Annotated in this window: 13 protein-coding genes; 3 read left to right on the top strand and 10 right to left on the bottom strand. The window is 65.5% G+C overall.

Translation table 11 applies throughout. The annotated features are described in order from the left end of the window. Positions 1 to 597: 597 nt before the first annotated feature. From dnaJ to KQI11_RS02370, 5 genes are all read right to left on the bottom strand, one after another. Positions 598 to 1,755 (bottom strand): molecular chaperone DnaJ, encoded by a 1,158-nt coding sequence (gene dnaJ, locus KQI11_RS02390; RefSeq protein WP_185915956.1) that lies wholly within the window; start codon positions 1,753 to 1,755, stop codon positions 598 to 600. Positions 1,756 to 1,916: 161 nt separating this feature from the next. After that, positions 1,917 to 3,764, bottom strand: a complete 1,848-nt coding sequence (dnaK, locus tag KQI11_RS02385; protein ID WP_216400950.1) for a molecular chaperone DnaK — start codon at positions 3,762 to 3,764, stop codon at positions 1,917 to 1,919. Positions 3,765 to 3,843: 79 nt separating this feature from the next. Then, entirely contained in the window at positions 3,844 to 4,500 is a 657-nt protein-coding gene (gene grpE / locus KQI11_RS02380) for a nucleotide exchange factor GrpE (RefSeq protein WP_286172469.1), read from the bottom strand. Beyond that, on the bottom strand, positions 4,478 to 5,500 hold the full coding sequence (gene hrcA / locus KQI11_RS02375) for a heat-inducible transcriptional repressor HrcA (RefSeq protein ID WP_216400948.1): 1,023 nt from the start codon (positions 5,498 to 5,500) through the stop codon (positions 4,478 to 4,480). Before hrcA ends, grpE begins: the two co-directional genes overlap by 23 nt. Positions 5,501 to 5,773: 273 nt before the next feature. Next, positions 5,774 to 6,097 carry a hypothetical protein gene (locus tag KQI11_RS02370; RefSeq protein WP_185915959.1) on the bottom strand — a complete coding sequence of 108 codons (324 nt, stop codon included), beginning with the start codon at positions 6,095 to 6,097 and terminating at the stop codon, positions 5,774 to 5,776. 118 nt (positions 6,098 to 6,215) lie between these two features. Between KQI11_RS02370 and KQI11_RS02365 the strand changes: the two genes are divergently transcribed. From KQI11_RS02365 to KQI11_RS02355, 3 genes are all read left to right on the top strand, one after another. Next, a complete protein-coding gene (locus KQI11_RS02365) occupies positions 6,216 to 6,428 on the top strand; it encodes a helix-turn-helix domain-containing protein (protein ID WP_021659516.1) in 213 nt (70 codons plus the stop codon). Positions 6,429 to 6,939: 511 nt separating this feature from the next. Further along, a complete protein-coding gene (locus KQI11_RS02360) occupies positions 6,940 to 7,293 on the top strand; it encodes an arsenate reductase family protein (protein ID WP_185915960.1) in 354 nt (117 codons plus the stop codon). A 15-nt stretch (positions 7,294 to 7,308) separates the two neighbouring features. Further along, a complete protein-coding gene (locus KQI11_RS02355) occupies positions 7,309 to 7,854 on the top strand; it encodes a hypothetical protein (protein ID WP_216400947.1) in 546 nt (181 codons plus the stop codon). Positions 7,855 to 7,909: 55 nt separating this feature from the next. Here the strand turns inward: KQI11_RS02355 and hemW are convergent, their stop codons facing one another. From hemW to spoIIP, 5 genes are all read right to left on the bottom strand, one after another. Beyond that, positions 7,910 to 9,007 carry a radical SAM family heme chaperone HemW gene (hemW, locus tag KQI11_RS02350; RefSeq protein WP_216400946.1) on the bottom strand — a complete coding sequence of 366 codons (1,098 nt, stop codon included), beginning with the start codon at positions 9,005 to 9,007 and terminating at the stop codon, positions 7,910 to 7,912. A 23-nt stretch (positions 9,008 to 9,030) separates the two neighbouring features. Further along, on the bottom strand, positions 9,031 to 9,441 hold the full coding sequence (locus tag KQI11_RS02345; RefSeq protein ID WP_216400945.1) for a DUF3795 domain-containing protein: 411 nt from the start codon (positions 9,439 to 9,441) through the stop codon (positions 9,031 to 9,033). 73 nt (positions 9,442 to 9,514) lie between these two features. After that, on the bottom strand, positions 9,515 to 11,326 hold the full coding sequence (lepA, locus tag KQI11_RS02340; RefSeq protein ID WP_185915964.1) for a translation elongation factor 4: 1,812 nt from the start codon (positions 11,324 to 11,326) through the stop codon (positions 9,515 to 9,517). 196 nt (positions 11,327 to 11,522) lie between these two features. Then, positions 11,523 to 11,750, bottom strand: coding sequence for a hypothetical protein (locus KQI11_RS02335; RefSeq protein WP_216400944.1), 228 nt, complete (start codon positions 11,748 to 11,750; stop codon positions 11,523 to 11,525). 38 nt (positions 11,751 to 11,788) lie between these two features. Further along, the gene (gene spoIIP, locus KQI11_RS02330) at positions 11,789 to 12,835 is read right to left on the bottom strand and encodes a stage II sporulation protein P (protein ID WP_216400943.1); all 1,047 of its coding nucleotides are present in this window, start codon (positions 12,833 to 12,835) and stop codon (positions 11,789 to 11,791) included. Between the last annotated feature and the right edge of the window lie 101 nt (positions 12,836 to 12,936).

Genomic DNA, 12,936 nt, shown 5'->3' with positions numbered 1-12,936 from the left:
GCGCTGTCAGCCTGTTCCCCACCATATGCAGCCAGAACACTCCTCCTTTGGGGTAAGCCTCATCTTCCATCCTCCCCGGGAAACGCTCTCCCCCCTTGCCGCCGGGCAGTTGTGCAGCCCAGGGCAAGACCAGGGGCAAGGCGGGCGATGGACTGCGGGGAGGGCGACTGCGCTATTTCTCTGGCCCGCTGCACCCGCCCGGTAGCCCACCTTTTGGGGGGGCCTATCCACCCCATCAGCGAACTTCCCTCCTCCCCCACCAGCTGATCACGTATCGCAAGACAAGGCGGAACAGGAGACCAGGTCAGCGTCGGGAGGGCCAGAGAGGGCAACCGCGCTGTCACTCCGTCTCCGCCGCTCCCAACCAACGCACCTCCTTTCTCGAAAGACCTGTCCTCCTTTGGCCATCTCCTCCCCCCTTCGCCCATCGGGCTGCCACATCATGCGGGACAAAATGGGGCGGGGGCAAGGCAAATCGCGAAGGTGAAAGGGAGCAGGAAAGCCCGGGGGGCACACCCACCGCCCGCGCCGCCCGGGGAGAAGGGTGACAAAAAAGTAGGGCCCCGGCCAAATGGCCGGGGCCCTGTGCAGAGACCTCTACTTCCAGAGGTCTTTGATGCGCTCGAGAAAGCTCTTTTGCTTTTCGTAGTTTTGCTCGATGGAGAGGGATTGCTCGAACTCCTCCAGCTCCCGCTTCTGCTCGCGGTTGAGGCGCTTGGGCACCTCGATGGTGACCTTGACGTACTGGTCGCCCTTGCCGCGCCCATTGAGGTACTGGATGCCCTTGCCCTTGAGGCGAAAGGTGGTGCCGGGCTGGGTGCCCTCGGGGATCTGGTACTTGACCTTGCCGTGCACCGTGGGGACCACCACCTCGCCGCCCATGACGGCAGTGTAGTAGCTGATGGGCACGTCGCACCAGACATCGAATCCCCGCCGCTCAAACAGGGGGTCGGGGCGGACCGAGACCACCACGATCACGTCGCCGCTGGGACCGCCGTTGTACCCGGCGTCCCCGTAGCCCCGCATGGCAATGGTCTGGTCGTCGTCGATGCCGGCGGGGATCTTCACCTCCACCTTGCGGGTGACGGTCTTGCGGCCGCTCCCGTGGCACTTGGAGCAGGGGTTCTCGATGATCTGGCCGGTGCCGCCGCAGCGGGAGCAGGGCCGGGTGGACTGGATGACCCCAAAGGGGGTGCGCTGGCCCACCGTCACCTGGCCGGTGCCGCCGCAGTCGGGGCAGGTCTTGGGGGTGGTTCCCTTGGCCGCACCGGTGCCGCCGCACTCGTCACAGGCTTCCTGTTTCTGCACCTCGACGGTCTTGGTGCAGCCGTGGGCGGCCTCGAAGAAGTCCAGCACCACGTTGATGTGGCTGTCCCCGCCCCGGCGGGGGGCGTTGGGGTTCTGCCGGCGACCGCGACCGCCGCCGAATCCGCCCCCGAAAAAGCTCTCGAAGATGTCGCCCAGGTCGTCAAACCCGCCGAACCCGCCGCTGTAGGCCCCGCCAGCGCCGCCGGCGCCGTAGTTGGGGTCCACCCCGGCATGGCCGAACTGGTCGTACCGCTGCCGCTTGGCAGAGTCGCTGAGCACCTCGTAGGCCTCGTTGACCTCTTTGAAGTGGGCCTCGGCCTCCTTGTCGCCGGGGTTGAGATCGGGGTGATATTTTTTCGCCAGCTTGCGGTAGGCCTTTTTCAGCTCGTCGTCGCTGGCGCTCTTGGAGACGCCCAAGACCTCGTAGTAATCGCGTTTATCTGCCAATGGATACCACCTGTTTCCTTTTTAAAGTAGCGGGGGAAGGGGGCGCTTTTGCCGTACCAGTATAGCACAGACCCGGCGCAGCGTCCACCGCACCCCTGCCGCCAAACAGGCCGACTGCTCTGCTCGTCGGCCTGTGACTCGCTGCTTTGGGGCGCAGCAACTTATTTCTTGTCGTCGTCCACCTCGGTGAAGTCGGCGTCGACCACCCCGTCGTCGCCGGGGGCGGACTGGGCGCCGGCAGCGCCGGCATCCGCGCCGGCGGCCTGCTGCTGGGCGGCGGCCTCTTTGTAGACGCGCTCGGAGACCTCGTAGAACTTCTTCTGCAGCTCTTCGGTCTTCTGCTTCATCTCGTCCACGTTGCCGCCGGAGATGGCACTCTTGAGGGCGGTGAGCTTCTCCTCCAGGGCGGATTTCTCCTCGCTCTGCAGCTTGTCGCCCAGGTCGGCCATGCTCTTTTCGGTCTGGTAGACCATCTGGTCGGCGCTGTTTTTCACGTCGATCTCCTCGCGGCGCTTCTTGTCCTGCTCGGCAAAGGCCTCGGCGTCCTTCACGGCCTTGTCGATGTCGTCCTTGGACATGTTGGTGGAGGAGGTGATGGTGATGTTCTGCTCTTTGCCGGTGCCCAGGTCCTTGGCGTAGACGTGGACGATGCCGTTGGCGTCGATGTCAAAGGTGACCTCGATCTGGGGCACCCCTCTGGGGGCGGGGGCGATGCCGTCCAGGTGGAAGCGGCCCAGGGTCTTGTTGTCGGCCGCCATCTCCCGCTCGCCCTGCAGCACGTGGACCTCGACCGAGGTCTGGTTGTCGGCCGCAGTGGAGAAGATCTGGGATTTCTTGGTGGGGATGGTGGTGTTTCTCTCGATGATCTTGGTGGAGACGCCGCCCATGGTCTCAATGCCCAGGGAGAGGGGGGTGACGTCCAGCAGGAGGATGCCCTCCACGTCGCCGCCGAGCACGCCGCCCTGGATGGCGGCGCCGATGGCCACGCACTCGTCGGGGTTGATGCCCTTGAAGGGGTCTTTGCCGATGAAGTTCTTGACCGCTTCCTGCACGGCGGGGATCCGGGAGGAGCCGCCCACCATCAGCACCTTGTGCAGTTCGCTGGCGGAGAGGCCGGAGTCCTTGAGGGCCTGGCGGACCGGGGCCATGGTGGCCTCCACCAAGTCGGCGGTCAGCTCGTTGAACTTGGCGCGGGTGAGGGTCATATCCAGGTGTTTGGGGCCGGTGGCATCAGCGGTGATGAAGGGCAGGTTGATGCTGGCCTGGGCCATGCCCGACAGCTCGATCTTGGCCTTCTCGGCGGCCTCTTTGAGGCGCTGCATGGCCATTTTGTCCGAGGAGAGGTCGATGCCGCTGTCCTTCTTGAACTCGCTGACCAGGTAGCCGATGATCCGGTCGTCGAAGTCGTCGCCGCCCAGCTTGTTGTTGCCGGCGGTGGCCAGCACCTCCTGCACCCCGTCGCCCATCTCGATGATGGAGACGTCGAAGGTGCCGCCGCCCAGGTCGTAGACCATGACCTTCTGGTCGTCCTCCTTGTCCACCCCGTAGGAGAGGGCGGCCGCGGTGGGCTCGTTGATGATCCGCTTCACGTCCAGTCCGGCGATGCGGCCGGCGTCCTTGGTGGCCTGGCGCTGGGCGTCGGTGAAGTAGGCGGGCACGGTGATGACCGCCTCGGTGACGGTAGTGCCCAGGTAGGCCTCCGCGTCGGCTTTCAGCTTCTGCAGGATCATGGCCGAGATCTCCTGGGGGGTGTAGTTCTTGCCGTCGATGGCCACGTGGTAGTCGCTGCCCATGTGGCGCTTGACGCTCATCACGGTGCGCTCGGGGTTGGTGATGGCCTGGCGCTTGGCCACCTGGCCCACCATCCGCTCGCCGTCTTTGGTGAAGGCCACCACCGAGGGGGTGGTGCGGGCGCCTTCGGCGTTGGCGATGACGACCGGCTCGCCGCCCTCCATGACCGCCACGCAAGAGTTGGTTGTACCCAAGTCAATGCCGATGATTTTTCCCATTGTCGTTTCCTCCTATTTCAATCCGTCGATCTGTACTGTATGGTTGTGAGGGGCGGCTGCCCGCCCCGGGATATTTCGTCTAGTTGGCCACCTTGACCATGGCGTAGCGGATGACCCGCTCCCCCAGCAGATAGCCCTTTTGGAAGACCTCCACCACCTGGCTCTCGCCCAGGGTCTCGTCCTCCACGTGCATCACCGCGTTGTGCAGCTGGGCGTCAAAGGACTCGCCCACCGGGTTGATTTCCGAGACACCCATCTTCTCCAGCACCTCGCGGAACTGTTTGAGGGTCATCTCCACCCCGGTCTTGAGGTCGCTGTCCTCCTGGCAGGCGTCCACCGCCCGCTCGAGATTGTCCAGCACCACCACCATCTGGGAGAGGGCGGAGGCCACCCCGTCGGTGAACATCCCCTCCTTCTCCTTGGTGGAGCGCTTGCGGAAGTTGTCGTACTCGGCGCGCAGGCGCAGCAGCCGGTCGTTTAGGTCGCTGTTCTCCTGGCGGCAGCCGGCCAGCTGCTCCTCCAGGGCCTCTACCTCTTTGTTCTTCTTGGGCTTTTTGGACTTTTTCTCAGCCGCCTTCTCCTCTTTTTCGGGGGCGGCGGGGGCCTTCTCCTCCGCCGGGGCGGTCTGTTCAGCTTCGGTCTGGGCCGTCTTCTTTTCCGGTTCCACCTGCAAGCTCCTCTCTATTGTTATTGGGTCGGGAGGGGGAGACCCCTCACCCGTCCCCGTCGGTTCCATTTAAGATCCTGCCCAGCAGGTCGGTAAAATAGGCCAGGTGGGGAATGATCCTGGTGTAGTCCAGGTGCCGGGGGCCGATGATCCCCAGCACGCCGGTGTGCTCGTCCCCGAAGAGGTAGCCGGTACTCACCAAGGTGGTGCCCGCCAGCTCCTGGTCCAGGTCGTCGCCCAGCAGCACCGCCACGTTCCCCCCCTCTTTGGGGGCGGCCCGCAGCAGGGTGTCGGTCTCCTTGAGCAGCTCGAGAAAGGCGTTGTAGCCGTGCTCCGGCGCGGCGTAGCGCAGGAGGTTCGACTGCCCCTCCAGGTGCACCTTGGCCCGGCAGAGCTCGGCGCACATCCGGCAGATGAGCTGCACTGCGGGGGCCAGACAGAGGTAGTCGCCCCCCAGTTCCCGCTGCAGGAAGTCGTCCCGCAGCAGCGCCACCTCGTGCAGCGGCCGGTGGAGGAGGTTTTTGCGGCAGAAGCCCGAGAGCTTCTCCAGCTGCCGCTCCCCCGCCGGCAGCCCCAGCTGGCAGACCTGGTTGAGCACCAACCCGGTGTTGGTGAGGGCCACCAGCGCCAGCGTCTGGGGGGTGAGGGCCACCACCTCCAACTTTTCCATCGACAGGTCGGAGAGCTGGGGGGAGGTGGCGAGGACGGCGTAGTTTGTCATGTAGGCCAGAAGGGAACTGGCCCGGGTCAGGAGGATGTCCGGATCCCTGACCCCCTGGCGGAGGAAGCGGGCGATCTCCCGCTGTTTCTCCACCGGCAGCTCCCGCCGCAGCATCAGGTGATTGATGTAGTAGCGGTAGCCCTGGGCGGTGGGGATGCGCCCAGCAGAGGTGTGGGGCTGTTTGACACAGCCGAGGGCCTCTAGCCGGGCCATCTCGCTGCGGATGGTGGCGCTGGAAAAGGCGTCGCCCGCCAACTTGGCGATGGCCCCGCTGGAGACCGGCTCCCCGGTCTCGGAGTAGAGGTCGCAGATGGCCTGAAGCACAAATCCCTGTCTCGGCGTCAACATCGTCCCGCCCCCTTTCCGGCGGCCGCGGCACCCGTTTAGGGGGGACAAATGCCGAAGCAGCGCCGTTTTTGCGTTTAGCAGTCGAACCTCTCGACTGCCAACACATACAGTCTACCCCCAAAGTCAATAAAAGTCAAGAACTGAAATAAATATTTACATATTGGCAACAGTTTTCCCGGCGCCCCCCTCTAAGGGGGCATTTCTGCACAAAAAAAGAGGGGCCACTGGGGCCCCCCTCTCAAGGGGTGCGCTCCGCCTGCGCGGCGGGGGATGTTAGAGAGGCGGGGAGGCGCCTCCCCTGCCCGGGCCGTCCCCACCGGGGCGGCCTTCGGGGGAGATGGGGTGCTGGGCGCGGCGGATGTCGTGCAGGATCTGCACCCCTTCGGCCACCGCATAGAGGAGGAAGACCCCCACCAGGGCGCCGCAGAAACTGTCCAAAAAGACGGCGAAGCGGGCGGTGAAGGGCACCGGCGGGCCGCCCGATGAGAGGCTGGCCCCGTCGGCAACGGCCAGGAGAAAGCTCCAGACCGCGTCGAGATAGGCGAAGTTGCGCACGATCTTGGCCGCCAGATTCTCGTCCCTTCTCTCCTCTTTCACGAATATCACCGCCTTTTCTACCCATTCTAGTAAATATATGTACTAAAGTCAATAGTAAATATTTTTACTATGCTAAAATGCTGCCAGTTCAACACCAAACGAGAGGGGACGACTCACCATGGTGCCCTACCAGCAGCGGCTGCGGGATCTGCGGGAGGATCACGACAAGACCCAGGCGGAGATCGCCGCCGTACTGGGCACCTCGCAGACCATGTACGCCCGCTATGAGCGGGGGGCCAACGAGATGCCGGTGCGCCACGTCATCGCCCTCTGCCGCTACTACGGCGTCAGCGCCGACTATCTCCTGGGGCTCACGGGAGAGGAGCGGTGATCCCCCCTCCCCCCTCGGCCGCCGCTGTGGTATAATGGCCACAAGGCGGCTGTGCTGCCGAGGATGGCCCGGCAGAGGCGCAAATGCTCCCCGCCCCCTGGCCAAATGCCACTGCGCCCGCGACGCCGGCGGTATGGCAGCCGCAGGGCAGTTGTGATGCCAGGGCGGCCCGCCAGATGTGCGGATACCCTCTGTCCCACGGCCAAATGCCGCCGCGCAGTCACGATGTCGGGGCGGCCCGGCAGATGTACAGATGCCCTCTGCCCCACGGCCAAATGCCGCTGCGCCTGTGGCAATGTCGGCCGTGGGGCGGTTGCGATACCGCGGCGGCCCGGCCGGCGCAGACGACCCCTGTCCCATTCCCCCGCCCTTGGTCCTCTGCCTGCGGCGAGGCGACATCTGCCCCGCTGCTGCAGCGCGCCGGAAGGGGAGAGTCGCGCACCGGTTCTTTTTTACCAAATACAAACGGCGCCCCGGCCTGTCGCCGGGGCGGATGGGAGGCAATTTGTCAATGAACGCACTGCTGATCTGGTACCCCAAATGTTCCACCTGTCAAAAGGCCAAGGCCTGGCTCGACGAGCACGGCGTGGCCTGCGAGACCCGCCACATCGTGGAGGAGACCCCCACCGCGGCCGAACTGGCCGATTGGCACGCCCGCAGCGGCCTGCCCCTGAAGCGGTTTTTCAACACCAGCGGTTTGGTCTACAAAAACGAGCACATCAAGGACCGTCTGCCCGGGATGAGCGAGGAGGAGCAGTACGCCCTGTTGGCCCAAAACGGCATGCTCATCAAGCGCCCGCTGCTGCTTTTGGGGGACCGGGTGCTGGTGGGCTTTCGCCCCGCCGAGTGGGAGGCCGCCCTTTAGAAAGGAGCACCTGTGATGCCTGATTTTTCTGCCTCGGCGGCCCTCTGGCCGACGATTTTTACCGTTTTGCTGGCCCTGGCCGACTGTTTTCTGGGCTTCAAGCTGAGCAAGTTCTGGATTTCCCTGGCGGGCTTTGTCCTGGGCGCGGCCCTGGGGGGCTGGCTCGCCTCCCTCCTCTCCATCGAGGGGTGGCTCCTGCTCCTCCCCATCCTGCTGCTGGGGGTGGTCGGGGCCCTGCTGGCCTACCGCGTCTACCGGGGCGGGGTATTTCTGCTCTGCTTTCTGACCGCCTTTGTCGGCATCTACGCCCTGATCCCCATCCCCTGGGCCGGGGCCCTGGCCGGCTGTGCCGCCGGGCTGTTGGCGGGGGCCCTCTCCCTCAAACTGCTGCGGCCCGCCCTCATCCTCTCCACCGGCATCGGCGGCGGGCTCTGCGCGGGGGCGGGCCTCCTCCCCCTGTTGGGGCTGAAAAATCCCCTCTGGGGGCTGTTGGCAGGGGTCGCCCTGGCAATTGCCGGGGTCGCCGTCCAATTTCACACCACCAGCGAGGAGGAGGGCTGACCCCTCCTCCATCGCGCCGCAAGAGCGGCCCGGCCAACTGGCCGGGCCGCTCTTTTCAGCCGTACAAAATTTCAGCGATAAGGGGGGTGGAGACCAGAAACCCCTTGGGTGTCAGCTGGATGACCGGGCCGTCGATGTGCAGCAGCCCTGGCTTTTCAAAGGGGCGGGCCCGCTCCAACAGCCCGTCCGGCAGCCCCGCGCAGCCGGTGTCCAGCCCGGCGGCGGTGCGCAGCCGCAGCATGGCGTACTCCTCCCAGTCGGGCGTTCCCTCCCGCTGGAGCTGCTCCAGCCCCCCGCCCACAAAGGCCGCCCGGTCGGCCGGGTAGAAAAAGCGGGCGCCCCCCAACAGGGAGTGGGCCGCCGGGCCGATGCCAAGGTATTCCTCCAGGCTCCAGTACTTCTCGTTGTGGCGGCAGGCAAAGCCGGGCAGGGCAAAATTCGACACCTCGTACTGGCCGTAGCCCAGGGCGGAGAGGCGGGCCACACAGCTCTCGTACAGGTCGGCGGCGGTGTCGTCGTCGGGCAGCCGCAGCGCCTCCCCCATCTCCCCAAAGGGGGTGCCGGCCTCCACCTTTAAGATGTAGGCCGAGAGGTGCTGGGGCGCCGCCCGGCGGACAAAGTCCTCCATCCCTTCCAGACTCTCCTCGCTCTGGCCGGGCAGGCCCAGCATAAAATCCAGCGAGAGGTTGGCAAACCCCGCCTCCCGGGCGGCCTCTACACAGGCCATGGCCTCGGCGGCGGTGTGCAGCCGCCCCAGGGCCCGCAGCTCCCCCTCCACCGCCGACTGCACCCCCAGGGAGAGGCGGTTGAACCCCGCTTGGCGCAGGGCTCGCAGCTCCTCCCGCCCCACCGTGCCGGGGTTTGCCTCCAGGGAGATCTCCGCCCCGGCGTCCAGCTGGAAACAGCGCCCCAGCTCTGCCAACACCCGCGGCAACTGCTGCCAGAGCAGGCTGGGGGTGCCGCCGCCGAAGTAGACGGTGTCCACCGCCCGCCGGCCCAGCCTCTCCCCCCAGAGGGAGATGTGGCGGCAGAGGGCGTCGGTGTACTCCTCCCATGCGGCCTCCCCGTCAGGGGCCGAGTAGAAGGCGCAGTAGTTGCACTTTCGCCTGCAAAAGGGGATGTGCAGGTACACCCCCAGCGGCCGGTCCTCCATCCTCGCTCCCCCTCTCGCCTCTCTCATCTCTTCTCCGCCCCGCAGTCGCTGCAGACCCTGTCGTGCAGGGAGACGACCCCGCCGCACCCGGGGCACCGCCAGCGGCGCGCCTCCTCTTGCAGCAGGGCGGCCATCCCCTCCTCTGCCGCCGTCCGGCTGTTTTCAATCAAAGAGACCCGGTAGCGGGCGCGATAGCTCCGATCCAGCCGCTTCACCTGCCGGCAGGGAAATAGGGGACAGGCCGCGCAGAGGCGCAGCCCCCGCCCTTCGGCGCAGGCCCGGATGGTGCAGCGGCGGCAGTGGGCGGGCATCCCTTCCCCGCCCTCCCGGCAGCCCCCGCAGGGCTGGGGGGAGAGGCAGTGCTTATAGCAGATCAGGCAGTTCATCCCGCAGGGGGCCAGCATCCCCTCGGGGATGGCAGTGGGCATCTTCATCTCGTTTCTCCCCTTACTGCCTGGGCCCCGCACAAGCATCCTGTGCGGGGCCCAGGGCAGACCAGACGGCGTTTTAGGAGTCGCTGTCGAGCTTGAGCACCGCCATAAAGGCCTCCTGCGGGACCTCGACACTGCCCAGCTGGCGCATCCTCTTCTTGCCCTCTTTCTGCTTTTCCAGCAGCTTTTTCTTGCGGGTGATGTCGCCGCCGTAGCACTTGGCGAGCACGTCCTTGCGCAGGGCCCGCACTGTCTCCCGGGCGATGATCTTCCCCCCCACCGCCGCCTGGATGGGCACCTCGAACATCTGGCGGGGGATGTGCTCCTTGAGCTTCTCGGTCATCCGCCGGGCGCGGGCATAGGCCTTGTCGGTGTGGACGATAAAGGAGAGGGCGTCCACCACCTCGCCGTTTAAGAGGATGTCCAACTTGACCAGCTTGGAGGGCTGGTAGCCCGACAGCTCGTAGTCCAGCGACGCGTAGCCCCGGGTGCGGGACTTGAGGGTGTCGAAGAAGTCGTAGATGATCTCGTTGAGGGGGAGCTCATAGCGGATGTCCACCCGGTTTTCGTCCACGTACTCCATGTTCTTAAAGACGCCCCGCTTCTCCTGGCATAGCTCCATGATGTTGCCCACGTACTCCGAGGGGGAGAAGATGCTGGCGTTGACGAAGGGCTCGTAAGCCTGGGCGATGGTGGCCGGGTCGGGGTAGTCCATGGGGTTGTCGATGACCTTGGCGGTGCCGTCGGTCAGCTCCACCTTGTAGACCACGCTGGGGGCGGTGGTGACCAGATCCATATTGAACTCCCGCTCCAGCCGCTCCTGAATGACCTCCATGTGCAAAAGGCCCAAAAAGCCGCAGCGAAAGCCAAAGCCCAGGGCGGCCGAGGTCTCCGCCTCAAAGGAGAGGGAGGCGTCGTTGAGCTTGAGCTTTTCCAGCGCGTCGCGCAGGTCGTTGTACTTGGCCCCGTCGGCCGGGTAGAGGCCGGAAAAGACCATCGGCTGCACCTGGCGGTAGCCGTGCAGGGGTTCGGCTGCCCCGTTCTCGGCGGTGGTGACGGTGTCGCCCACCTGGGTGTCCTGCACATTTTTGATGCTGGCGGTGAGATAGCCCACCTCCCCGGCGCGCAGCCGGTCGCACTTCTCCATCTGGGTGGCCCGCAGGTAGCCCACCTCCACCACGTCGAACTCGGCGCCGGTGGCCATCATCCGGATGCGCTGGCCGGGGCGCACCTCCCCCTCCTTGACCCGGATGTAGACGATGACCCCCTTGTAGCTGTCGTAAAAGGAGTCGAAGATCAGCGCCTGCAGGGGGGCGCCCTCGTCCCCCTGGGGCGGGGGGATCAGCTTGACGATCTGGCGGAGCACCGCCTCGATGTTGGTCCCCATCTTGGCCGAGACCGCCGGCGCCTCGCTGGCATCGATGCCGATGAAGTTCTCGATCTCCTTCCCCACCCGCTCCACGTCGGCGGAGGGCAGGTCGATCTTGTTGATGACCGGCAGGATCTCCAGGTCGTGCTCCAGGGCCAGGTAGGTGTTGGCCAGGGTCTGGGCCTCGATGCCCTGGGTGGCGTCCACCACCAAAATGGCCCCCTCACAGGCCGCCAGAGAGCGGGAGACCTCGTAGGTGAAGTCCACGTGCCCCGGGGTGTCGATGAGGTTGAGGGTGTAGACCTGCCCGTCCTCGGCCCGGTAGTCCAGCTTGACCGCCCGGGCCTTGATGGTGATGCCCCGCTCCCGCTCCAAATCCATGTTGTCCAGCAGCTGCTGGCTCATCTCCCGCTGGGCCACCGACTCGGTGGCTTCCAGCAGCCGATCGGCAAGGGTGGACTTGCCGTGGTCGATGTGGGCGATGATGGAGAAGTTGCGGATGTTGTCGCGATAGCTCATGGATGTCCCCCTGTCCGTCGGCCGACCCCGGCCGACGCGTCAATGTCACTCAAATAACCGCCGCCCCACTTTTGGGTCAAAGGGCGAAGGCGGTGGTCGCAATGCGGTTATTATACCACGGCCGGGGGAGCCCAGGCAACGCCGCTCGGTCTTTTTTGCCAAAAAGGCGCCCCCCGGCAGAGCGGGGGGCGCGCACTCACAGCTGAAAGAGGGCGGCGACGAGCAGCCGCAGCCCCGAGGGGGCGACCTTCCAGAGGAGGGCCGCCCCTTCCTTTATATAGGGGACCACGTCGATTTGGGGGATGGACACCGACCCGTGCACCATGCGGTAGGTGTTGAGATAGGCCACCCCCATGGCCAGGGTCACCATCAGCGCCGCCAGGGTGAAAACAAAGGCGGCCGCGTACTTTCTGGTCGCGCTCACAGCAGATGCTCCTTTTTCTTTTTCGTCCGCCCCGGCGCTCACGCCAGGGTCTTGAGGTATTCGACCATCCCCTTGCCGATGAGCTGGCCCGAGTAGACCGCCTCCCCCAGGCTGTTGCCGTGCCCCCCCACCTCGATGAGGATACAGGCCGGGGCCAGGTCCTGGTTGTAAAAGCGGTAGTCAAAGAGGATGGGGCGCATGAAGTCGTTGTAGCTCTGGGCGAGGCTGGACTGCAAGTTGGCGGCAAAGCGCAGATTTTTTTCGTAGTTGGGGATGGGGGTCTTGTCGCTGTTGCAGCCCACGATGAACATCACCTGGGCGGCCTTCTTCCCGTCGACGACGGTGGTGGGCTTGGCCCGGGTGCCGTCGGAATACTGAATGGCGTCCCGGTGCACGTCCAGCACCACCTGGATGCTGGGGTACTTTTTGAGGTAGCTCTGTATGGTCTCCCGGGAGCGGTCGTAGGCCCCGGTGTACTGGGGGTAGTCGTGCTGGGTTTTGTCCTGCACCGTCTTGATGCCGGCGGCGTTGAGCTGGCGGGCGATCTCCTCCCCCACCCGGGTGACGTTCTGGGCGTTGTCGGTGTTGCGGGAGCTGGCGTCCGGGTCGTAGTAGCCCAGGTCGTAGGGCTCGTAGCTCTCGGTGGCGTGGGTGTGGACGATCAGCACCTGGGGCTGGTTGCTGCCCAGCTGGATCTTGGCCCCGGGCCCGGTGCCCAGCAGCTCGGCGATCTGCCCGTCCGAGAGGCTGGTCTTGTTTTTGATGTAGGCCGACTGGTAGTTGACACCGCTCTGGACCGCCAGGTCCACCGCCTCGGTGGGCATGGCCCCCTCGGGCTTTTGGGCGCCCTCCGGCGGGGTGTCCGCGGGGGCGGTGGTCTGGGGCAGCAGGGCGGAAAAGTCGGTCCAGCTCTCCCCCTTTTCCAGCACCGCGCCGCCCTCGCCGCTCTCCTCCGAGGGGACGCCCCCCTCCAGCGACTGGACGATGGCCCGATTTTGGGCGGTCAGCCCCTGCCAGAGGGAGAGGATCTTGCCCAAATTGGCATAGCAGACGGCCAGCACCACCGTGCAGGCCGCCAGCCCCATCTTCCACTTTTTCGGTCCCCGCCTTTTGGGAGGAGTTCTTGTCCTACCGCGCGCCATGCTGCACCTCCTACACGTCTGTTGGTACAGTATATGGCGCCCCC

The organism is Acetanaerobacterium sp. MSJ-12, from assembly GCF_018917875.1.
Classification (GTDB): Bacteria; Bacillota; Clostridia; order Oscillospirales; family Ruminococcaceae; genus Bittarella; species Bittarella massiliensis.
The sequence above is the reverse complement of the archived record's forward strand: the minus strand, read 5'-3'. Positions and strand labels throughout refer to the sequence as shown.

Coding starts and splice junctions, on each gene's coding strand:
- KQI11_RS02355 (WP_216400947.1), top strand. CDS start 7,309: ATGCCTGATTTTTCTGCCTCGGCGGCCCTCTGGCCGACGATTTTTACC.
- KQI11_RS02360 (WP_185915960.1), top strand. CDS start 6,940: ATGAACGCACTGCTGATCTGGTACCCCAAATGTTCCACCTGTCAAAAG.
- hrcA (WP_216400948.1), bottom strand. CDS start 5,500: ATGTTGACGCCGAGACAGGGATTTGTGCTTCAGGCCATCTGCGACCTC.
- KQI11_RS02345 (WP_216400945.1), bottom strand. CDS start 9,441: ATGAAGATGCCCACTGCCATCCCCGAGGGGATGCTGGCCCCCTGCGGG.
- dnaK (WP_216400950.1), bottom strand. CDS start 3,764: ATGGGAAAAATCATCGGCATTGACTTGGGTACAACCAACTCTTGCGTG.
- spoIIP (WP_216400943.1), bottom strand. CDS start 12,835: ATGGGGCTGGCGGCCTGCACGGTGGTGCTGGCCGTCTGCTATGCCAAT.
- hemW (WP_216400946.1), bottom strand. CDS start 9,007: ATGGAGGACCGGCCGCTGGGGGTGTACCTGCACATCCCCTTTTGCAGG.
- lepA (WP_185915964.1), bottom strand. CDS start 11,326: ATGAGCTATCGCGACAACATCCGCAACTTCTCCATCATCGCCCACATC.
- KQI11_RS02365 (WP_021659516.1), top strand. CDS start 6,216: ATGGTGCCCTACCAGCAGCGGCTGCGGGATCTGCGGGAGGATCACGAC.
- grpE (WP_286172469.1), bottom strand. CDS start 4,500: ATGGAACCGACGGGGACGGGTGAGGGGTCTCCCCCTCCCGACCCAATA.